Raw genomic sequence first — 21,382 nt, 5'->3', positions numbered from 1 at the left:
GGCAGGCGGCGGGGGGTTGCCGCCCTCGGCGTCGATTCCGCGCCGACTCCGTGCCCATTCCGTGCCGACCCTGTGCCGGTTCCGATCGGCTTCCGGGCGGATTCGGGGTCGAGTTCGGTCCGGGTTTCGGCGGGGTTCGGGAGAAGTTCGGGAAGTGGGTGGCCACCCCCGGGTCCGATCGGCGCCCGTGGATGGGAATATGAGGCTCACCATGCCTGCCCGGTCCGTGCTTCGAGCCGTTCGCGCCGCGATGTTCGCGGTGGTCTGTGTGTTGCTTGCGCTGTTCGGGCACACACTGATGTCCGACGCCCCGGTGCACTGGGTCGCCCCGGTCGGGGCCGGGGCCGGGATCGGCGTACTGGCCTGGGCCGTGGCCGATCGCGAACGTGGTCTGGGTGCGATCACGGCCGCCGTACTGGCCGCCCAGGCCGGGTTGCACACGTTGTTCACACTGGCCCGGCAACCGGTCGCCGAGCCGACCGGCGCGGCCCGCTTTCGCTCCGAATGGCTCCAGGTCCTGCTGTGCAACGACGACCGCCCCGGTGACGCGCCGACCCACTCGGTGGCCGAACTGCTGATCCGGATGCGGCTGGACCCGGACCTGGCCCGACAGTCCCCGGCGGCGGCCGGCTTCGGCGGACCGCCGTCCGGCTCCGGTGGGCACCACACGGCCGGTTCCGCTGCCGGTTCCGGTTCCGGGATGGGCGGGATGAACCACGACAGTGCGCTGATGTCCGTTTTGGGACACGGCGGTACCGGAATGTTCGCCGCACACGTGCTCGCCGCGCTCGGGTGCGGCCTGTGGTTGCGGCACGGCGAGAAGGCGGTCTTCCGACTGCTGCGCCTGCTCGCCACGATGGCGGGCACCGTGGTGCTCGCGCTGTTCGGCGCCTGGACGTCGCCGATCGCCACCGGCCGCCCCGCGATGCCGAGGGCGAGCCGGCGTCGGGTACGGGCCGTCCCCAAGTGGGTCAGCCGACCGCTACCGGGTCGAGGGCCGCCGGCGGCGCTGTACGCCTGACGTCCACCGACGTCCACCCGTGTGCGCTCCGGCGCACGCACGTCCGCGCGGGACGGCCGGGTCCGTGGTGCCTTCGGCACGGTGACCCCGCCCGATCCGGGCGCGTCCCGCGTGCGCGTCGGCGCCTCCGGCCGTCGTCGCATCGTGGCCGGTGGATTCAGGCGTACCGATCACCCGAGTGACACCGGTGTCGTGACCGGGAGACGTTCCCCGGTTCTCGCGGCCATGGTGCGGTTCTTCACGCCGTTGCCGAAATGTACGAGCCGGCCCGGTGTGTCCTCGGGTGCTCCATCGCAGCGTCGTCGAGTCCGAGTCGCAGGCACCGCCGCACTCGGCTCCCGGCGCGCGCCCCTCCACCCGCTCGGCATCGATCCGCCCGGCGCCGATCGATCGCCGCCCGCATGACGAGGACGTGGACCATGTCTGCTCTCCACCCTGTCACCCGACCGGAACACCGGCCCGAACACCGACCGCCGGCCCTCGCGACGACCGTGATGCTGCGCCCCCCGGGGCGCCGTACCGCACAGCCCACGCCCGATCCGTCCCGCGCTACCGAAGCCCCGCGCGGCGACCGCACCGCCTCGGTGACCCCGCTCGACTCCCGCCGCTCGGGGGATTCGACGCCCGATTTCGACCTGACCGCGCGGGCCCTGGCCGGTGCGGCCGGTGACCCGGAGGCCGTGGACGACTTCGTCCGGGGCACGCATCGCGACGTATGGCGCTTCGTCGCCTACCTGACCGATGTCCAGAGCGCGGACGACCTCACCCAGGAGACGTACCTGCGGGCCTGGACGGCGCTGCCGCGTTTCACGGGGGCGTCCTCGGTCCGGACCTGGTTGTTGTCCATCGCCCGACGCACCGTCGTCGACCGGTACCGCGCGGCGGCCGCGCGGCCCCGTACCGCCGCCGTCGACGACTGGGTGGAAGTCGCCGAACGCCGTCAGGACATCACCCGTCCCGGCTTCGAGGAGGGCCTGGCCCTCGACGACCTGTTCGGCGCGCTGCATCCGGCCCGACGGGAGGCATTCGTCCTGACCCAGGTGCTCGACTTCGGCTACGCCGAGGCGGCCGTCATCGCCGGCTGCCCGATCGGCACCGTACGCTCCCGCGTCGCCAGAGCCCGAAGCGACCTGATCGCACTCCTGCGCGAGGCCGACGGAGCCGGCCACGACTGCGCGGAGCCCCGCCCCGCCGCCCACCGCAAAGCCGGTTGACCCGCCCGAGGGCACGCCACGCGACCCGCGCGCGGCGTGCCCTCGGGCGGGGGCGGCGTCGGCCCGTCGGCGGCGCCCCGCTTCGTGCGCCGAGTCCGCGTCAGGCGACCGCGGTCCCCTCGAGTTCGACCATCAGGGTCGGGATCGCCAACCGGGTCACGCCGAGCATCGTGGTGGTCGGCGCCACCCCGGCGGCGCCCAATCGTGACGCCAGCACGCCATAGTGTCGAAAGAGCAGATCGACGTCGGTCGTGTAGACGTTGAGCCGGATCAGGTTCGCGATGGACATGCCGGCCTCGCCGAGAACGGCCTCCAGGTTGTCGAGGGTCAGCGCCAACTGCGCCGCCATGTCGCCGTCGTGCTCCGGCTTGCCCTCGGCGCTCATCGCGGTCTGCCCGGAGCAGTACAGGGTCCGGGTGTGCCCGGAGACGACCTCTCCCTGGTTGAACCCGAGCTCCGTCGACCACGTCACCGGGTTGACTGCCGTTCGTTCCATTGCCACGTCGGCTCCATTCGCAGGTTTCACAGGTGTCGGAAATACGTACGTCCGGCGGCCCGACGGCCGCCTCCGACGTCGTGGGAAGAGCCTCGCAATGAATCACGACATCCTTGGTCAGGTATTCCGATAAAATTCTCGAGGTGCGCGCGGATCGCTTGGTTTCGCTGGTGTTGTTGCTGCGGCAGCGCGGTCGGTTGACCGCCGCCACGCTGGCCGACGAGCTGGAGGTGTCCACGCGCACGGTGCTGCGCGACATCGAGGCGCTGTCCGCGGCCGGCGTCCCGGTGTACGCCGAGCGCGGTCGGCACGGCGGGTTCGTGCTGTCACCCGGTTTCCGGACCGAGCTCACCGGGCTGAACCACGACGAGGCCCTCGCCCTGCTCGCCGCCGGATCGGGGCGCGGCGAGCAGGTGTTCGGCCTCGGGTCGGCGCTCGCCTCGGCGATGCGCAAAGTGGTCGACGCGCTGCCCGAAAGCCATCGGGCCACCGCGAACGACGCGGCGCAGCGGTTTCTCGTCGAGCCGGAGACGGACCTGCTCTCCCGCCGGTCGCCGGCCGAGGAGGTGCCCGGTACGGCGATGATCGAGGTCCGGCGCGCGGTGCTGGCCGGACACCGGCTCCGGATCCACTACGCGGCCGCCGGTGGGGAGCCGACGTGGCGCACGGTGGACCCGATCGGCCTGGTCACCGTGCGCGATCGGGGCTATCTGCTGGCCACCCGAGCCGGCGAGGACCGCACATACCGCCTGTCCCGGGTGCTGGCCGCCGAGGAACTTCCCGAACCGGCGGAGCGGCCGAACCGGGTCGACCTGGACCGGATCTGGCGAGAACGCTGTGCGCAGTTCCTGGCCGACGAACAATTCGCCGTGCAGGTGCGGGTGAACCCGGCACGGCGGGAGGAGTTGTTGGCCACCGCGCTGGCCGTGCGCGCCGAGGAGCCGGAGGCGGACGGCCGACTGCGCCTCGAAGTGACCTTCCAGGACGCCCGCCACGCCGAATGGGCCCTGTGGCAACTGGACCCGGACGCCGAGGCACTGGCCCCCCGGTCGTTGCGCGCGTCCCTGCACGACCGCGCCATGGCCGCCGCCGACCGCTACGCGGCCTCCCCCTGACCGACCGCCCGCCCGCGCCCCCGTTCGCGTCGGCGCCGTCTCTGTCGGGGGCGGCAGGTAGTGTTCGTCGGTCGGCGGTCTTGCCGGTTGTGGGTGGTTCGTGCGCATTCGGTGCGGCGGGAGGAGGTCGGCCGTGGGTTCGACTCGGTGCGGGGTGTGCCGTGCCCCGGTCGACCGGGCCCGGCCGAGGGCGTGGTGCGGGTGAGGGCGCCCCGCGTGGCGGTGGCGGCCGACGCCTATGGGCACGGAGGGTGGCTGCGGCCGCTCGGGGACGACGGGGTGCCACTCGGGGCGGCCGTCCATGTGGCCGATCTGGTCGCGGCGGTGGCCGACTTCGAGGCCGCGCCGGTACCGCCCCGATGGGTGTGGGCCTCGGCGGAGAGTGCGTATGCGCCGCTGTTGCCCTCCCGGGTGAGCCGCTGCCATGACCTCGCGCTGGTCGAGTCGCTGCTGCTCGCGCACGAGGAGCGGGTCGGCGAACCCCGCTCGCTGGGCGCGGCCTGGGCCCGGCTGAAGGGCCTGCCGGTGCCCGACGACCTGCCGATCGGTGCCGCCGACGCGCAGGACAGCCTGTTCGTGCCCGATCGGCTGCGGCTGCCCGCCGGCGTCGACGCGCTGGAGGCCGTGGTGGCGGTGCACGCCGACCAGGTGCGCCGCATCGAGGCGATCGAGGACGCCGCCCGCCGCTCCCGCTTCCGGCTCCTGGTCGCCGCCGAGTCGGCCGGCGGGCTGGCCGCGGCCGAGATGGCCGCCGACGGGCTGCCCTGGCGGGTGGACGTACACGACGCGCTGCTCACCGAACTGCTCGGCGCCCGGCCCCGGGTCGCCGGCGCGCCGCCGCAACACCTCGTCGACCTGGCCGAGCAACTGCGCGCGGCGCTCGGCGGACGGGCGTTCAACCCCGACTCGCATCCGCAGGTGATGAAGGCGTTCGCCGATCAGGGCGTACGGCTCACCTCCACCCGCACCTGGTACCTGCGCGACGTGGCCCACCCGGCCGCCGCCCTGTTGATCAAGTACAAGGAACTCGCCCGCCTGCACGCCGCGCACGGGTGGGCGTGGCAGGACACCTGGGTGCGCGGCGGCCGATTCCGCCCCGAGTACGTGGTCGGCGGCGTCGTCACCGGCCGCTGGGCCGGACGCGGCGGCGGCGCGCTGCAGATCCCGCGCGTCCTGCGCGGCGCGGTCGTGGCCGACCCCGGTTGGCGGCTGGTGGTCGCCGACGCCGCGCAGTTGGAGCCGCGCGTGCTGGCCGCGATGTCGGGGGACGCCGGGCTGGCCCGTTCCGCCGCCGCCGGCGACCTGTACGAGGCGTTGGCCAAGGCCGCCTTCCAGGGCGATCGGGCCAAGGCCAAGCTCGGCCTGCTCGGCGCGATGTACGGGCAGACCAGCGGCGACATCGGCCCGCTCCTGACCACCCTGCGGCGGCGGTATCCGGACGCGATGGGCTACGTCGAGGCCGCCGCCCGCACCGGCGAGGAGGGCGGCATCGTACGGTCGCGCCTCGGGCGTACCTGCCCGCCGCCTTCCTCCGCCTGGCTCGACCTCGCCGAGGCCGGCGCGAGCGGCGAACCCGATGCCGACCGCGCCGACGACGCGGGCGCCAAATCGACGCGCGCCCGGGGCCGCTTCACCCGCAACTTCGTCATCCAGGCCAGTGCCGCCGACTGGGCGCTGGCCCTGCTCGCCGCGCTGCGCCGCCGGCTCGCCCGCTACGACGCGTCCCCGTCGGGCCGCCCGCATCTGGTCTTCTTCCAACACGACGAGTTCATCGTGCACAGCCCCGCCGACCTGACCGACGCGGTATCCGCCGCGATCACCGAGGCGGCGGAGGAGGCCCGGACCCTGGTCTTCGGCGACACCCCGGTCCTGCTGCCCCTGGTCCCGACGGCGACCCACACCTACGCCGAGGCCAAGTAGCGCGCCCGACCCGTCCGCGCGCACCACACCCACCCGGGTCGGCCTCAGTCGGATCCGGGCCGGCGGCGGGATCGGTTCTCGGCGGCCCGGCAGGCCCGGCGGTAGGCGCTCGGGGTGGTGTCGCCGAGGGCGCGGAAGTATCGGCGCATGGCGGCCGGTGCGGCGAAGCCGGTGCGGTCCGCGATCAGTTCGACGGGAAGGTCGGTTTCCCGGAGCAGGCGTTGGGCCTCTTCCAGGCGCAGGCGGAGCAGGTATTGCAGCGGGCTCAGACCCGTGTGCGCGTGGAAGCGGCGGGTGAGGCTGCTGACGCTGGTCCGGGCGTGGGCGGCGAGGCCGGCGACGGTGAGCGGATCGTGGAGGTGGTCGCGCATCCAGCGCAGCGTGGGGTCCAGACCGACGCTGTCGGCGACCTCCCGGGCGATCGCCTCCTGCACGTCGTCGGCGTACACGTGCAGCGGGGTGATCAGTTCCCGGCTCGTCGCCTCGGCCACCCGCCGGCCGTGGTCGTGCGCCAGGAGCCGCAGGCACACGTCGACGCCGCCGAAGACGCCCGCGGCGGTGAGGAAGGGGCCGTCCTCGATCGCGACGCCGAGGGGGTCGACGTCGATGTCGGGGTGGAGTTCGGCCAGTTCGTCGGTGTGGCGGCGGTTGGTGGTGGCTCGGCGTCCGCTCAGGAGTCCGGTCGCGGCGAGGGTGAAGGCCCCGGTGTCGACGGCGGCGATCCGGCCGCCGCGAGACGCCGCCGCGCGCAGTGCCGCGAGGACGCCGGCCGGCGGCGCGTCCCGGTGGCGGTCGTGGCCCGGGACCAGTACGACGTCCGCGTCCGCGAGGGCGTCGAGTCCGTACGGCGCGCCGATCCGCAACCCGGCCGGGCCGCCGGTCGCCCGCATACCGGGCCCGGAACAGATCCTGATCTCGTACTCGACGCCGCGGTGTTCGCGCCCGGCGACCCCGAACACCAGCCCGGGGGCGGTGAGCTGGTGCCCGGGAACCCCGTCGAGGGCGAGCACGGCGATGACCGACATGACCGAATCCAACCACCCGCGGCCCTCGAAGCCGCGCACCACCTCGACACGCCACGCGGCCGTCGCCCGGCCCGCCCGACGCGGGGGTGTCCCACGTCGGGCGGGCCGGGCGTTCAGGGTGGCGGGTCGGGTTACTTGTTGCCGCGGATCGTCTTGTGGATCCAGCTCTTGTACGCGGTGTCGTTCGTGTACAGACCCGGGCCCGTCGCGCAGCCCGGCTTGCCGTCGCCGTCGCCCGAGGTGGTGCCGATCAGCTCCCACCGGCCGGCGCGGTTCTTTTGGATCTGCGGGCCACCGGAGTCGCCGAAGCAGGCCATCGCATCGAGCTTGCGGCTGACCGTGCACAGGCGCGTGCCGTCGGTGCGGCCGTTGCACTCGGCGCTGGTACCCAGGCGGGTGTCCAACTGCTGGAGCCGGTTCGGGAAGACCGCGTTCTCCAGGCTGTCCGGGTCGACGATCGTGCCGAAGCCGAGGAGTCGAGTCGGCGTGCCCACCGGCCCGGCCTGCTTGGCGAGCTTGATCGGCTTCTCCTTGACCGGCCGGTCCAGGCGGATCAACGCGAGGTCGTTGACGTTGTACCCACCCTCCTCGGCCGGCTGCGAGTAGCCGGGGTGCATCACGATCTTGTCGATCTTGCGGACGGTGCCGCCCTGCGTGCGGTTCTCGCTGCCGATCCGCACCGTCCCGGCCAGTTCGATCGGCAGCTCACGGTCGACGCAGTGCGCCGCGGTGAGCACCCACTGCCGATCGATCAGGGTGGCCCCGCACCCGGCGTCCACGCCCGCCGCCTTCATCGGGACGTAGGCCATGAACTGGTACTTCTCGGTCGAGTCCTGCCCGTTGACGATCGCCCCGGCGCTGCCGGCGAAGGCCGTGGTGCCGAGCACCAGTGCGGCTCCCGTGGCCGTGAGCGCCTTGGCGACCAGGCCGCGCCGGCGGCGCGGGGCGGAGCCGGTGTCGGCGGTGGAACGCGAGGTGGTTGCGCGCATGTGGTGACCTTTCGTGGAGGGAGTATCGGCCGCACAGGGGTGCGGCGGCCGTACCCGGGACCGGACGTCTCCCGCGTCCGGCCCCGTGTTGTCCATCCTCGGCGCGGCGATCGGCTCGAAACAGCCGCCTCGATGTCGTCCTCGGTTAGATTCCGGACATGCCAGTGATCGCCGTGCTCGCGCTCGACGGAATCCCCGGGCATCAGCTCACCGCCCCCGGACTGGTCTTCGGCACCGCCGCTCGGCATCACCCACCGGTCGCCTACGACCTGCGGATCTGTACCGCCCCGGGCTTCGCGGCCACCGGTGAACCCGGGGCCTTCCGGGTGGAGGCGCACTGGGATCCGGCCGTGCTGGAGGAGGCCGACACGGTCCTGATCCCGGGGCACGCGGCCTTTCGCGACGAACCCGCGCCGGAGATCGCAGCCGCGCTGCGGGGCGTCGCCGCGCGCGGCGGTCGGATCGGCGCGGTCGGCACCGGGACGTTCACCCTCGCGGCCACCGGCCTCCTGGACGGCCGGCGCGCGGCCACCGCCCGGCGGTACACCGGGGAACTGGCTCGACGGCACCCCCGGATCGAGGTCGACCCCGAGGGCGAGGTGGTCGCCGACGGCGGTTTCCACTCCGCCGCCGGCGTGTTCGGCGGCGTCGATCTGTACCTCGACCTGGTCACGCTCGACTACGGCATGGGCGTGGCCATCGAGACCGAGCGGCAACTGTTCCTGCACCTGCACGCCCCGGCCGAGGAGGTCGACGCCGACGGCCCGGACGACGCCGCGCACAGCGCGTACACGCCACCCGGCAGCAGCCTCGAACCGACCACCACGTGGCTGGCGGCCAACCTGCACCACCCGATCGCGCTCGCCGACATCGCCGGCCGCGCGGGACTGGGCGTGCGCAGCCTCACCCGGCGATTCCGGGCCGAGACCGGGCTCTCCCCGCTGCAATACCTGCTCCGCATCCGGATCCAGCGCGCCCAGTGGCTGCTGGAGCGCACCGAGGACCCGGTCGAACGCATCGCGGCGCAGACCGGCCTGGGCACCCCCGCGAACCTGCGCGCCCACTTCCTGCGCGCGACCGGCACCACCCCGAGCGTCTACCGCGCGGCCTTCCGCTCCCTCGTCGCCGACTTCACCCCCGCGCAGCAGTCGCGACATCCGGACCGAGACCCCGAGTGAGCCGACGAGCGCCGATCGCCGCCCGCGCGGCAGGTGTACGACGGGGAGCGGACGGGGCAGGAGTAGCAGACGAGCGGGACGACGCGGACCACACAGACGGCACACCGGCGGAACGAGTGGAGCGAGGGGTTCGATGAACAGCGCGGAGCTATTGGTCGACGCATTCGACCGGGTGCGCGAGGTCGTGCACGAGGCGGTCGCCGATCTGACCCCCGGCCAACTGGCCGAGCGACTGGACGACGACGCGAACTCGATCGCGTGGCTGATCTGGCACCTGGCCCGGGTCCAGGACGACCACGTCGCCGACGTCGCGGGCCTGGAGCAGGTGTGGACCGCGCAGGACTGGCACAAGCGCTTCGAACTGCCCTTCCCGGTCCGGGCGATCGGCTACGGGCAGGACACGAAGGCGGTGGCCGCGGTGCGGGTGGACTCGGCGGACCTGCTCACCGGTTACTACGACGCGGTACACGAGCAGACCGTCGGGTACGTCCGCGACCTGACGCCCGCGGACCTGGATCGGGTCGTGGACGAGGCGTGGACGCCGGCGGTCACCCTGGGCGTACGGCTGGTCAGCGTGATCGGCGACGACCTCCAACACGCGGGGCAGGCGGCGTTCATCCGGGGCATCCTGCTGCGGCGTTAGGTCCGCTCCCTCCGCGCTTCCCACGTGGTCCCCAGCTCTTCCCGCCCTTCCCACGGAGGAAAGGACGCCGTTCCCATGGCCCCCCATCCCGTTTCGCCCTCCCCGTCGGCACACGGCGCACGCTCTCCCGCCGCCGCGTTGTTCGACGCCATCGGGGCCGACTACGAGACCGCGTTCGCCGATCTGCCCGAACAACTGGCCGCGCTGGACTGGCTGATCGCCGAACTCCCGCCCGGCTCGAAGGTGCTGGACATCGGGTCCGGTACGGGCCGGCCGACCGCCGAGCGGCTGACCGCGGCCGGTCACCGGGTGACCGGGATCGACGTCTCGGCGACCATGGTCGAACTGGCCCGGGCCCGGGTTCCCGGCGCCGTCTTCGAGCAGGTGGACGCCCGCGACCTGGTCGACGACGACGCGGCCTGGGACGCGGTCTGCGCGTTCTTCCCGTTCCTGCAACTGCCGCGCGCCGACCTGGACCACCAACTCGAACGCCTGGGCGCCCGGCTCGTGCCCGGCGGGCTGCTCGCGTTCGCGACCGTGCCGGCCGAGGCGGACGGCGTGGAGATCGACTGGCTGGGTCACCGGGCCCGGGTGACCAGCCACGCGGGCGAGGAACTGCTCGTGCGCCTGCGTGCCGCCGGCCTGGAGATCCTGCGTCAACGGGTCAGCGTGTTCCATCCCCGACACCCCGCCGCCGGGCCGGAGGAACAACTCTTCGTACACGCGCGCAAGTCCGCCGCGGGCTGAGCGGTCGCGGCCGGGGCGCCGGCCGGCCGCCGCCGGCCGGCCGCTACCGTGGAGCCGGCAGCGGAATGCCGTACTCATCCGGCTCCGCGCGCCTTGTCCCTCCGCCTCGCCTCGTTCGGGATCCTGTGATGACGATGACCGAACGTGCGGACCCCGGCGACGACGGGCGGCCCGACGGCGCTGCCGCCCGTCCCGCCCGTCCCGGCCGCCTCGCGCCGCCGGAGTGGCTGGCCCTGACCCTGCGCGCCACCCCGGGCCCGATGCCGAAGGCCGCCGCCGTGCGCGCCGCGATCGGCATCGGCGCGCCGCTCGCCGTGGGCGTGCTCGTCGACGACACCGCCTCCGGCGCGCTCGTGGCCATCGGCGCGCTCGGCGCGGTCTTCGGCGACACCGCCGACGCGTACCGGCTGCGCGTCCTCAACATCGCCGTCCCGCAGATCGTCGGCGCGATCGGACTCGCGCTCGGCAGCGCGCAGTTCGGACACGGCTGGTCCGCCGTCGCGATGCTCACGATGCTTGCCCTGATCGCCGGGATGATCAGCACGATCGGCGCGGTGGCCTCGGCGTCCGGCCTGAACCTGCTGCTGATGGCGGTGATCGGGGCCGGCCTGCCGATGCCCTCGCCGTGGTGGCGCGCGCCGATGCTGACCCTGGCCGGGGCCGGGCTGGTGCTGCTGATGGCGCTGCTCGCCTGGCCCGCGCGCTCGCGCGTCCCCGAACGGGACGCGGTCGCCGACGCGTACGACGCGACCGCGAACCTGCTGGCGGCGGCCGGCACCGAGGAGTGGGAGCCGGCCCGGGCCGAGGTGACGCTGACCCTGAACCACGCGTACGACCTGCTGCTCGGCCGGCGGGCGGTGGCACCGGGCCGCAGTCGCGGCATGTCGCGCCTGGTCGCGCTGCTGAACGCGGTCGGCCCGCTGGTCGAGGCGGGCACCGCGACGCACGCCGAGCAGCGCTCGCCGGCCGAGGCCGACGTGGCCGCCGTGCGCGAGGTCGCGGCGGCGGTGCGCGGCGGTACGGTCCCCGTCGGATCGGCCGACCGCTCGGGCGTCCGCGCTCCGGCCGATCGAGCGGTGGCCGCCGCCATCGCCCACGCCCGGGAGACGTTGTCCGGCGCCTACCGGGTGCCCGACCGGGTCGGTCGTCCGGGTGCGCTGCCCGCGCGGGTGGCGGCCGGGGCGCGCGCTCTGCTGGTGTCGGCGGAGTCGTGGCGGTACGGGCTGCGGCTGACCCTGTGCATCGGAGTGGCCCAGGCGCTGGTGTCCGTGGTGGACGTACCCCGCTCGTACTGGGTGCCGCTGACCGTCACCTTCGTGCTCAAACCGGACTTCGGCTCGGTCTTCTCCCGGGCCCTGCTGCGCGCCTTGGGTACGGCGGCCGGGCTGGTGGTGGCCGGCGGAATCCTGGAGTTCGTGCCGCGCGGGGGATGGGAGGTGCCGGTCGTGCTCGTGCTCGCGGCGGCGCTGCCGATACTGTCCCGGCGCGGCTACGGCTATCAGACCGCGGTGATCACGCCGCTGATCCTGATCCTGTCCGATCTGCTGGGCCACCAGGGGGTCGGGCTGCTCGCGCCGCGCCTGGTGGACAGCCTGATCGGTTGCGCGATCGTGCTGGTCGTGGGCTATGCGTTGTGGCCGGAGAGTTGGCACACCCGGGTCGGCGCGCGGTTGGCCACCGCGATCGAGGACACCGCGCGCTACATCGAGTGCGCGTTCGACGAGAACACCGACCAGGCTGCCCGGGCCCGGACCCGGCGGCGGATCTATCGCGATCTGTCCGACGTGCGCACCGAGTTCCAGCGCGCGCTCGGCGAACCGCCGCCGGCGGGTGCGCGGGCGGCGGCCTGGTGGCCGCTGATCGTGGCGGTGGAGCGGGTGATCGACACGGGCACGGCCGCCGCGGTGCACACCGCGCACGGCGCGCCGCCGCCCTCGCCGGAGGCGGCGGCGCACATCGCGGCCGAACTGCGGGCGTTGGCGGCGTCGATGCGCTCGGAGGGGGCGGGAGCGGGGTCGGGTACGGGCCCGGTCGGGTCCGTTGCGTCGGCGGAGGTCGAGGAGCCGCGGGACGTGTTCTCCGACGTGCGGCGGGAGGTCCGCTCGGTGCGCTCGACGCTGGACGGGCCGTCCGAGTCGCCGGAATCACCGAACACCGGGAACCGCTAGACGTCGACCGGCAGGCGCCGACAAGCCGTCAACCAAGGGTTGACCAATCGGGTCGGTCAACCTACGGTTGACGAATGGAGAATCCCACGCGCATGACCAACCCGGTCCGGCTCGACGATCTCATCGAAACCATCAAGCAGACCCACTCCGACATCCTGGAGCAACTGTCCGGCGCGGTGATCGTGTCCGATCACCTCGGCGAGGTGGCCGACCACCTCATCGGCCACTTCGTGGACCAGGCCCGCCGCTCCGGCGCGTCCTGGAAGGACATCGGCGCCAGTATGGGCGTCACCAAGCAGGCGGCGCAGAAGCGCTTCGTCCCCAAGGCCGCCGGCGAATCCGAACTCGATCCGCGCCAGGGCTTCGGCCGGTTCACCGCCCGGGCCCGCAACCTGGTGGTGGTGGCGCAGAACGAGGCGCACGCGGCGGGCAACACCGAGATCGGGCCGGTACACCTGATCCTCGGCCTGATCGCCGACCCCGCCTCGCTCGGCGCCGCGGCCGTGGTCGCCCAGGGCGTCACGCTGGACGCGCTCCGGGAGGCGGCCCGCGCCGAACTGCCGCCGACCGCCGAGACGGTGCCCGACCTCGTCCCCTACGACGCGGCGGCCCGCAAGGTCTTGGAACTCACCCTCCGCGAGGCGCTGCGCCTGGGTCACAACTACGTCGGCACCGAGCATGTCCTGCTCGCGCTCCTGGAGTTCGAGGGCGACGCCGACGGCGTCCTCGGCGGCCTGGGTATCGACAAGGCGGCCGTCGACGCATACGTCACCGAGGCCTTGACCGCCATCGCCGGCGCCGCCGACGGACCGCAGGCCTGATCCCTGTCATCCCTGTGTGATAAATGGTGCGTTCGGGTTAAAGAAGTGCCGTTTGCGTGCCCGGGCATCGCCGTGCTGCTCGACTGGAAGGGCCGCCGGTTTCGCTCGGATCGTTCCGATCCGGGGCCGGCGGCCGGAACACGGGGATCGGTACGGGAACCGGCCAGGGGGCGGGGATGTGTCATCTTCCCGGCGAGGGCGGGTTCTCGGCCGTGGCCGAAGCCGCGCTGACGCCTCGCGAGTTGCAGGTGCTGTGGCACGTCGCGCAGGGCGACACCTATGCGCGGACGGCCCGTTGCATGGGGATCTCCGTGCACACCGTCGACGCGTATCTGCGCCGGATCCGCACCAAGCTCGGCGTCGCCACCCGGGCGGAGTTGATCCGCCTGGCGATGGCCCCGGGAGACGGTCGCCCGGGGCGCTAACACACCGATGCGCCGTGCGCCGGCCCCGAATACCCGTGACAATACACCGAGTCACTGCCGCCGCACGCTGTGTGTGTGGACGGATGACGGGTCGCGACCGGGTCGCGGACACGGCCCGAGTGCGGCAGGCATGGGGGAACGGCGATGCCCGAGTGGCGTTTGCGCGACGACGTCGCGTTGCAGGTGGACTATGCGGATTCGACTCCCTTCGGAAGTCCCGTCGGCGCGCGGCCCGAGGCCACCGCGCGGGAGATGTTCGCGCCGGTGCTGCGGCACGTACGGCGGCACGGATTCGACGACCTGGTCCGGATGGGCCCCGAACTGCTCCGGCGCGCGGTCGCCGAGCCCGCCTTCCGGCGGACCGCGCGTCCGGGCCGAACGATCGGCCCGGCCTGGGAGTTGCGGGCCGACCTGCTCTTCCCCGACCCGGCCCGGGCCCGCCCGCGCGGGCTCACCGTCAGCGCCGCCGCGGACGGTCGGGCCCGTCGGTTCGAGTTCGGCGACCACGACTGGCCGTGGGTGCACACGCTGATCGCCGCGCTGAGCGCGCCGGTCGAGGAGACGGCGGCCGGGTCGAGCGTGGTCGCGGGCGGTGATCCGCGCGCCGCCACGTTCCTGGACGTGCTGCGCGACGAGGGGTTCGTGCTGCCGGCCGTGGCCGATCCGCAGGCCGAACCCGCCTGCGGCGAGCTGGAGTTCGTCGGGCACAACACGGTCGTGGTGCGTTCGCGGCGCAGCGCCGTCGTGGTCGATCCGCTGTTCTTCGCGCACGACCGCGCCCATCCGCCCGACTACCAGCCGCTGCGGCCCGCCGACCTCGGCCGCGTCGACGCGGTCCTGATCACCCACTCCCACCCCGACCACTTCGCGCCCGCCTCCCTGTTGCGGCTGCCGCCCGACACCCGCGTGGTGGTACCGCGCGTGGAGCGGGAGACCGTACTGACCGTCGACCTCGCCCGCCGGATCCGGGAACTCGGCTTCGAGCACGTCGTCGAACTCGACTGGTGGCAGCGCACCACGATCGGCGACATCGAGGTGCACGCACTGCCCTTCCACGGCGAACAGCCCACCGACGGACCGGTGTTGCACCCGGGCATCCGCAATCACGGCAACACCTACCTGGTCCGCACCCCGACCGGATCCGCGGCCTTCCTGGCCGACTCCGGGCGCGACGCGCAGGGGGAGGTGCGCGAGGTCGCCGCCCAGGCGCGCACCCGACTCGGCCCGGTCGACGCGGTGTTCTGCGGATACCGGGGCTGGCTGATGTACCCGGTGCAGCTGCTGTTCACCTCGGTCGCGCGCTACCTGGCGTTCGTGCCGCCCGACCAGTGGAACTGCCGACAACGGCTGATGACCACCCCGGACGAGGCGGTCGACATCGCCGAACGCTGGGGCGCCCGGCTGCTCGTGCCGTACGCCGACGGCGGCGCGCCGTGGTACTGGCGGGCGGGACTCGGTCCCCGACTGGACGAAACCGGCGGCGAGGCCCACGGGTTCGACCCCTGTCCCGAACGTGTCGCGACCGCGGCCCGGCGGCGCACGGAGATGCCGGGCGGCCTGCTCGGCTCCGCCGTCGACGTACTGCTGCTGCGGCCGGGCGACGCGGTCCACGAGGTGGCGGGGGCCCCGGTGCCGATCCGGCGGGCCGGTCACCGCTGGCCGTACGACGCCCGGGAACCGATCGTCGCGGGCGCCGCGCCGCTGTCCCGGGACTGATCCGCCCGCCGCCGACCCCGACTTCGCCCCCGCCGCCCCGATTCGGGAGGACACCATGCCCGCCGCCCTCGTACCTCGCCTCGACGACCGGCCCGCGACGCTCACCGGTTCGTTCGTCGAACAGCCCTGTCACCCGCACGTCGCGCACCGCGAGATCCTGCTCGACGGCGCGCGCTGGTTGCCGGAACCGGACGGACTGCCCCGGCTGCGGATGGTCGCCGACACGATCGCGCGCACCGTACCGCTGGTGCGCACCGCGCTGGCCCGCCGCGGCATCGTCCGGCTCGACTTCGACCGTTGCCCGAGCACCACCGAATTCCTCGCCCTCGGCGCGGCGCTCGGCGCCGTGATGGAGACCGAGATCAACGCCGAACTGCGGCCCTACGTGGAGCGGCGCGCCGTGCTCAACCTGCGCCACGACCAACCCGGGACCACCCGCTACGACCTGGCGCTGATCGCCGCGAACCACCTGAACCTGCACACCGAGATCGCCGTGCATCCGCTGTCCAAGCAGCCCCGCCTGATCGCCCTGATGTGCGTCGAGCCACCCGAACGCGACCGCGGCGGGCAGACGGTGTTCGTACCCATGGCGGCGGTGAAGGCGAAATTGTCCGCGCTCGAACTGGACGTGCTGGCGGCCACGAACTGCCACGACTTCCCGACCGGGCCGCCGATGTTCTCCCGGCGCGACGGGCTGCCGGTGTTCTGCTTCCGCGACTTCGGCGCCGAGGTGCTGCGCTGGCGCTACACCGGGTCGGCGGAGGCGGTCGGATCCGAGACGGTGCGCGGCGCGATCCAGGACCTGCTGGACGCGATGTACGACCCGGCCGCCATGTTCGGCGTGCACTGGACCGCCGGCACGGTGGTGATCTTCGACAACTGGGCCTTCTTCCACGGCCGCAGCCGGATCCGGCCGGTACCGGGTGGGCGCAAACGGCACTTCAAGCAGCTCAAGCTGCGCTGACCTCGGCGCGATCGCGCCGACGCACATCGGTGGACCCGCGCATCAGGGCCGGGTCGTCGAACAGGGAAGGGAAGTGGCACACATGTCCGAAGAGTTGGACCAGCCGACCGCACACACCCGGGGAACGCTACTGCGTGGCAAGGAAGGAGCGGTGTACTTCCTCCGGGACGAACTCCTGGAGGCGTGCCGGGTCACGGGTGAGGAACTGGTCTACGCGGAGGCCACGTTGGCCGCCGCGGAGGCGAGCCCGTTGGGCGGCTCGAACGGGTTCGTCCGGTACGAGGGCGAGATGCCGAAGATCGACGTCGGCGAGATGGCCGAGGCGGCGGACCCGCCGTCGACCATCATGTGTTGCTGGTAGCGGAAGAGACACCGCATCCCGGGCGTCACCGGCCTGCCGGTGACGCCCGGCTCGACGCCTATCCGGGGGCACGGGTGACGGCTCCGGCCGATGACGACGGGCCCGAGTGGCCGGTCGAGGTGGCCCCCACGGCGCTGCTGCGCGCGGCGGCGTGGCCGGTGGAGACACTGGACACGTTCGCCGCGCCCGGGTTGACCGTACGCGCCGCCGGGATCGTCTCCCGCGTCGCCGCACTGGCGGCCCGCCGACCCACGCTGCTCGCCCGCCTGCACGCGGCCGTTCCGCACGTGGCCGACCCCGCCGCGCGCCACCGCCTCCTGGCAGTGCGCCGGGCCGTGGGTCGCGGCGACGCCCCCTGGGGTGCGCTGCCCGTGATCGGGGATCCCGAACTGACTGGGCTCCTGGCGGCCGATGCCGCCGATCGCACCGAACTGGCGCGGTCGCGCGCGGCGTTCGAGGCCGAGTACGCCGCCGAACTGGCCCGCCAACGGCACGCTCTGTGGCGGCTCACCCACGAACCCCGCTTCGCCAGGGCCCTGGTCCTCGCCCATCGGGAGGTCGCCCGTCACTGGGCCGGCGCGCCGGAGTCCGCCCCCGCCGACAAGCGCCGCCGCCGTACCGAGGACACGGTCCTGCGCTACCTCCTGCGCGCGGCCGGCCGGCCGACTCCGGCGGGCGCGTGGGCGGGGTGGCATCGGTGCGGGTGACGCCGGAGGGCGGCGGGCCCGGGCGGGCGGGCCCGGGGCTGGTGGTGGAGGGTGCGGCGGGGGTGCTTCGGGTGTGCCCTTCCGTGGTGCCGTTCGGGAGGGTGCTCGATCGGCTCGGGGACGGGCCCGGCTACGCGGGGCGACCGGCGCCCGCGTTGCCGTTGCGGGCCGCGTGCGCGTGGACGGCCCTGGAGGTGGCGGGTCGGTCGTTGAACGCGGCGGACGCGGCGGTGTGGGAGAGCGGGCTGCGCCGGTTGCGGTCCGCCTGTGACCGACTCGGGGCGCGCTACCACTCGGCGTCGGCCATGGAGGTCGCGGAGTCGGTGGCGGCGGCGGAGGCGGAGATTCATCGGATGTGGGAGTGGGCCGGTGTACCCGGGCGGCCCGAAGGTGATCTGCTGGTGTTCTCCGTGCGGTTGCCTTGGCGGGTGTACTGGTGCGACGAACTGCGCGAGGGCACTCGACGGGCGATCGGGCTGCTGCTCGCCCGGCACGGCCGCGACGGGACGGCCGAGCGGGAACGGGTGCGGCTACTGGGGCGGTTGGCCGACGGTGCGCCGTCGACGGCGGGGCGCGCTCGCGGTCCCGGGCCGTGGGGCAGCGTGTTGGTGCGGCCGACCGTCGCCGGCGCGGTCTGGCTCGGCGGTGGGCTGCCCCATCTGATGCCGTTCGCCGGCCTGCACCACGCACTGCTCGCGGAGGCCGCCGAGGGCTCGGGCCCGGCCCACCCCGACCCGCCGCCCAGTGCCGCCGCGTGGTTGCGGCGCGCGTTGCCCGACGGTGTCGAGGCGATCGAGGTGGTCGGGCGGGACGCGGCCAATCCCGACGCGGCGCTGCATCCACCGCTGACGGACGAGGTCGCCGATCCCCGGGACCTGGGCGGCGAGGGGCCGGCGGGATTGACGGTGACCGTGGACGGCGGGCTGCGGCCGTGGTTGGGGCGGGCGGGGGAGGCGGCGTGGCGGGTACCCGTGTACGGCTCCTGCGCGGTGATCGGGCGCGGCGACCCGCGCGGCCGGCTGCTGCTGGCCCTGGCGGGGGCGCAGGGGTGGGATCTGACCAGGCGTCATGAGCCGGTGCCGGCCCGGGTGCGGCTCGCCGACGACACCTGCGCCGTCGTGTACCCGAGGGTGACCTGCGCCGACGGCACGGTGACCGCGCCGAAGCGGTGGCGGATCGAGGCCGGCCCGTTCGTTGTCGGGAGCGCCGCCGAACGCTACCTGGCCTGGCGCCGCACGCTGGACGAACTCGGCGTCCCGGACCTGGTCTACGTACGCATCGCCCTCGGCGCGCCGGAACTGCTCGTCCGCACCGACAGCCCCCTGGTCCTGCGCACCCTCCTGGACCGTCTCCCCGCCGACACCCCTTGCCTGGAACTGACCGAAACCCCGGGCCCACCCGAGGAATGGCCGATCGTCGACCAGGCGGGCCGGCACTACGCCGCCGAACTCGCCGTCGACTGGATCCACCCCCGACACCGGTCCGAACCCCCACCACGCCGACCCGCATCCCATCGGGCGTTACCGCAGCCCCAGGCACCGCAGCCAGCCCCGGTCGCCCGAGGTCGGCGTGAGCAGGACGGCCAGGGTGCCGGCGAGCCCGAGGAGGGTGGTGTCGGCCGGGGCGAATAGGCGGGGGAAGGACAGGAGTTCGGCGCGGATCTCGCCGGTCAGGCGGGTGCGCAGGGTGATCGCCTCCGGCAGGCCCGCGTGGCGGGCGAAGGCGTCGGCGATGGCGAGTACGCCCGCCGCGCCGTGGCACACGCCGAGGCGGTCGGCCACGCCACCGTCGAACAGGCGGCGCTCCAGGGGGAATCGGCGCGCCGACGAGCGGAACCCATCCTCCGCGCGGCGCCGCACCTCCGCGTCGCCGAGTACCTGTGCGGCCTCCCACAGCGCCCACGACACCCCCGGAGTCCCATAGCACCAGCCCTCGCGATGACCGGCGGCGCGTTCGGCCCCGCCGGCCCCACCGGCCGCGCCGGGCCCGCCCGCGACCGGACCCCACATCGCATTCCCGTTCGGGTCCGGAACGGCCGCCCCGGCGACCCACCCCGCCGCCGCGGCCAGCGGCTCCAGGATCTCGTCCGCACGATCCCCGGCCGCCCGCGCCGCCGCGGTCAACGCGAGCAGTACCCCCGGCGCGCCGTGTGCCAAGCCCAGATTGACCCGGCCCAGGAAGCGCGCGGGCCAGGGCTGCCCGGAGAACTCGGCGATCCGCAGCCGGCGCAGCCCCGGCTCGGCGCACAGGCCGGCCAGGTGCGCGACGAGCGCGCCGACCCCGGCCCCCGAGCCGCCCGGGACGCCGACGTCCGCGCCGCCCGCGCCGAGCCCGAGGAGTATCCCCGCCGGTCCGCTGACCAGGTCGTAGTCGGCGAAGCCGACTCCGGTCCGCCGCCACGGGTCGCGCGCGCAGCGGGCGGCGAGGCGTACCCGGACCCGTTCGGCGACCGAGGCCAGCGGCGGATGCAGAGTCGCCCCCAGGCGCAGCCCGACCACCATCCCGGCCAACCCGCCGTCGTGCAGGCCCGAATGCCCCACCCGGCGAGCGAGCGCGTCCGGGGCCCAGCGGCGCACCGCCGCGCGGGCGACGAGGGTGTCCTCGGCGTCGCCGGTGCGGGCGAGCAGTACGGCGAGCACCACCGGCCCCGGCTCGGCCCACGGCCCGCCACCGCGTCCGCGGCGCGCGTAGGTCGCCAGGAAGGAGCGCGCGAGGGCGCGTACGGCGGCGTCGGCGGACGTGTCGGCGCCCCGGGTGCTGGCGGGGGTGCGGGTGGCGGCCTCGGGCCCCGGCGTCACGAGCGGGTCCGTCCGGCGAGCGCGTCCGCGAGCAGGCACTGGGTCGGCAGCGCCAGTCGGCCGCGATTCCAGTGGAACACCGTGTAGTACGCGAGTGCCTGTCTCGGTCCCACCTCGGCCTCCTCCGTGGCGAAGTAGCCGCGCGTCCACCGCTCCGCCTCGGCCGCGACCTCGACTCGATGCCGTACGGCCGCCGCGCGCAGCGGTTCCGGCAGCGCGTCGCGCAGTGCCCCGATCGCGCGCCAGTGCGCCCGGATCCGGACCGCCGTCTCCCGCCACGCGTCCGGTACGTCCGCCGGCAGGCCGCGCCCGGTGCCGCGCCGCACCCGGTCCCACACGTCCCGGTCCTCCCAACCCGCCACCCCGACGCCGTCGAGCACGTCGCGGAGCAGGATCAGCGAGTAGGCCCACGCGGGCAACGCGCGGGCGTCGTCGGCCAGGAAGCGCAGCCAGGCCAGCGAGTCGGCGGTGAACAGGCGGTGCACGCTGCGCATCGAGACCTCACCGCCGAACAGGTGCGCCTCCGGCTCGTATCCGCCCGGTTCCCGATGCCGCACCACATGCTCGCGCAGCCAGTCGTCGGCCCGCGCGGACACGATCTCGCGCAGTCGCTCGGCCGTCGCCGCGTCGCCGTGCACGGCGAATCTGATCCTGACCCCCGGCGGTTTGTGCAGATAGAAGAAGTCCGTGGCGACGCCGCCGGCCAGCAGCTCGCGGGCCGATTCCGCCAACTGCCCGTACAGTCGGCCCTCGGCGTCGGCCACGGGGGTCACTCCGACCTGGATCCACCTGGTCCGCCGCACCCGACGGTCGGCGGCCCGATCGAGCGCGGCCAGCCCGGCGGCCAGGAACGCCCGGCGGGCCGCCGCGTATTCGCCGTCGGCCGGATCCGCGCCGGCCTTCCGGACGTCCCGGAGGCAGTCGTCCAGGAGCACGCCCAGCGGCACCGACCGGGCACCGACACACACCTCACCGGCCGGTCCCCGATCGTGCCCCATCTCGGCCGAGCCCATGCCACCGTCCCCACCGCCGACCACGTCGGCACGTTCGCGATGACCGACCCGATCGGCGTCC

20 protein-coding genes are annotated in these 21,382 nt (G+C 74.1%); 15 read left to right on the top strand and 5 right to left on the bottom strand.

Features of this window, described 5'->3' with window-relative positions; genetic code table 11:
- The first annotated feature begins 226 nt into the window (after positions 1-226).
- Both B4N89_RS32505 and B4N89_RS32500 read left to right on the top strand, forming a co-directional pair.
- Positions 227-1,021 (top strand): hypothetical protein, encoded by a 795-nt coding sequence (locus tag B4N89_RS32505; RefSeq protein WP_143658160.1) that lies wholly within the window; start codon positions 227-229, stop codon positions 1,019-1,021.
- Between the two features lie 419 nt (positions 1,022-1,440).
- Positions 1,441-2,235 carry a sigma-70 family RNA polymerase sigma factor gene (locus tag B4N89_RS32500; RefSeq protein ID WP_414646436.1) on the top strand — a complete coding sequence of 265 codons (795 nt, stop codon included), beginning with the start codon at positions 1,441-1,443 and terminating at the stop codon, positions 2,233-2,235.
- Positions 2,236-2,335: 100 nt separating this feature from the next.
- On the opposite strand, the gene B4N89_RS32495 is transcribed toward B4N89_RS32500, so the two are convergent.
- On the bottom strand, positions 2,336-2,731 hold the full coding sequence (locus B4N89_RS32495; protein ID WP_078980053.1) for a RidA family protein: 396 nt from the start codon (positions 2,729-2,731) through the stop codon (positions 2,336-2,338).
- A 143-nt stretch (positions 2,732-2,874) separates the two neighbouring features.
- Between B4N89_RS32495 and B4N89_RS32490 the strand changes: the two genes are divergently transcribed.
- On the top strand, positions 2,875-3,846 hold the full coding sequence (locus B4N89_RS32490) for a helix-turn-helix transcriptional regulator (protein WP_078980052.1): 972 nt from the start codon (positions 2,875-2,877) through the stop codon (positions 3,844-3,846).
- 201 nt (positions 3,847-4,047) lie between these two features.
- Entirely contained in the window at positions 4,048-5,766 is a 1,719-nt protein-coding gene (locus B4N89_RS32485) for a bifunctional 3'-5' exonuclease/DNA polymerase (RefSeq protein ID WP_235619043.1), read from the top strand.
- Between the two features lie 44 nt (positions 5,767-5,810).
- Here B4N89_RS32485 and B4N89_RS32480 read toward each other — a convergent pair whose 3' ends face one another.
- Both B4N89_RS32480 and B4N89_RS32475 read right to left on the bottom strand, forming a co-directional pair.
- The gene (locus tag B4N89_RS32480) at positions 5,811-6,791 is read right to left on the bottom strand and encodes a GlxA family transcriptional regulator (protein ID WP_078980669.1); all 981 of its coding nucleotides are present in this window, start codon (positions 6,789-6,791) and stop codon (positions 5,811-5,813) included.
- A gap of 131 nt (positions 6,792-6,922) precedes the next feature.
- Positions 6,923-7,780 (bottom strand): S1 family peptidase, encoded by an 858-nt coding sequence (locus B4N89_RS32475; RefSeq protein ID WP_078980051.1) that lies wholly within the window; start codon positions 7,778-7,780, stop codon positions 6,923-6,925.
- A gap of 158 nt (positions 7,781-7,938) precedes the next feature.
- Between B4N89_RS32475 and B4N89_RS32470 the strand changes: the two genes are divergently transcribed.
- The 11 genes from B4N89_RS32470 (at position 7,939) to B4N89_RS48090 (ending at position 19,141) form a co-directional block, all read left to right on the top strand.
- A complete protein-coding gene (locus B4N89_RS32470; RefSeq protein ID WP_235619042.1) occupies positions 7,939-8,958 on the top strand; it encodes a GlxA family transcriptional regulator in 1,020 nt (339 codons plus the stop codon).
- A gap of 133 nt (positions 8,959-9,091) precedes the next feature.
- Positions 9,092-9,601 carry a mycothiol transferase gene (locus B4N89_RS32465; RefSeq protein WP_078980049.1) on the top strand — a complete coding sequence of 170 codons (510 nt, stop codon included), beginning with the start codon at positions 9,092-9,094 and terminating at the stop codon, positions 9,599-9,601.
- Positions 9,602-9,676: 75 nt separating this feature from the next.
- Positions 9,677-10,348 carry a class I SAM-dependent DNA methyltransferase gene (locus B4N89_RS32460; protein ID WP_078980048.1) on the top strand — a complete coding sequence of 224 codons (672 nt, stop codon included), beginning with the start codon at positions 9,677-9,679 and terminating at the stop codon, positions 10,346-10,348.
- 128 nt (positions 10,349-10,476) lie between these two features.
- Positions 10,477-12,516, top strand: a complete 2,040-nt coding sequence (locus tag B4N89_RS32455) for an FUSC family protein (RefSeq protein ID WP_078980047.1) — start codon at positions 10,477-10,479, stop codon at positions 12,514-12,516.
- A 74-nt stretch (positions 12,517-12,590) separates the two neighbouring features.
- Positions 12,591-13,337 carry a Clp protease N-terminal domain-containing protein gene (locus B4N89_RS32450; protein WP_078980046.1) on the top strand — a complete coding sequence of 249 codons (747 nt, stop codon included), beginning with the start codon at positions 12,591-12,593 and terminating at the stop codon, positions 13,335-13,337.
- A 176-nt stretch (positions 13,338-13,513) separates the two neighbouring features.
- The gene (locus B4N89_RS32445) at positions 13,514-13,762 is read left to right on the top strand and encodes a response regulator transcription factor (protein ID WP_078980045.1); all 249 of its coding nucleotides are present in this window, start codon (positions 13,514-13,516) and stop codon (positions 13,760-13,762) included.
- A 144-nt stretch (positions 13,763-13,906) separates the two neighbouring features.
- Positions 13,907-15,478 carry an MBL fold metallo-hydrolase gene (locus B4N89_RS32440; protein WP_078980044.1) on the top strand — a complete coding sequence of 524 codons (1,572 nt, stop codon included), beginning with the start codon at positions 13,907-13,909 and terminating at the stop codon, positions 15,476-15,478.
- A gap of 55 nt (positions 15,479-15,533) precedes the next feature.
- Positions 15,534-16,442, top strand: coding sequence for a TauD/TfdA family dioxygenase (locus B4N89_RS32435; RefSeq protein WP_078980043.1), 909 nt, complete (start codon positions 15,534-15,536; stop codon positions 16,440-16,442).
- Positions 16,443-16,524: 82 nt separating this feature from the next.
- Positions 16,525-16,803, top strand: a complete 279-nt coding sequence (locus tag B4N89_RS32430) for a hypothetical protein (protein WP_078980042.1) — start codon at positions 16,525-16,527, stop codon at positions 16,801-16,803.
- A complete protein-coding gene (locus tag B4N89_RS52740; RefSeq protein WP_161500893.1) occupies positions 16,794-17,510 on the top strand; it encodes a lantibiotic dehydratase in 717 nt (238 codons plus the stop codon). The genes B4N89_RS32430 and B4N89_RS52740 overlap by 10 nt, the downstream gene beginning before the upstream one ends.
- Entirely contained in the window at positions 17,501-19,141 is a 1,641-nt protein-coding gene (locus B4N89_RS48090; protein ID WP_161500892.1) for a hypothetical protein, read from the top strand. Before B4N89_RS52740 ends, B4N89_RS48090 begins: the two co-directional genes overlap by 10 nt.
- Here B4N89_RS48090 and B4N89_RS32415 read toward each other — a convergent pair.
- Both B4N89_RS32415 and B4N89_RS32410 read right to left on the bottom strand, forming a co-directional pair.
- On the bottom strand, positions 19,031-20,308 hold the full coding sequence (locus B4N89_RS32415) for a lanthionine synthetase LanC family protein (protein ID WP_078980039.1): 1,278 nt from the start codon (positions 20,306-20,308) through the stop codon (positions 19,031-19,033). The two genes, B4N89_RS48090 and B4N89_RS32415, sit on opposite strands and share 111 nt — an antisense overlap.
- The gene (locus B4N89_RS32410) at positions 20,305-21,321 is read right to left on the bottom strand and encodes a thiopeptide-type bacteriocin biosynthesis protein (RefSeq protein WP_235619040.1); all 1,017 of its coding nucleotides are present in this window, start codon (positions 21,319-21,321) and stop codon (positions 20,305-20,307) included. Before B4N89_RS32410 ends, B4N89_RS32415 begins: the two co-directional genes overlap by 4 nt.
- Positions 21,322-21,382 lie beyond the last annotated feature (61 nt).

Source organism: Embleya scabrispora, from assembly GCF_002024165.1.
GTDB classification, from domain to species: Bacteria; Actinomycetota; Actinomycetes; order Streptomycetales; family Streptomycetaceae; genus Embleya; species Embleya scabrispora_A.
This window is presented reverse-complemented; position numbering and strand designations above follow the sequence as displayed.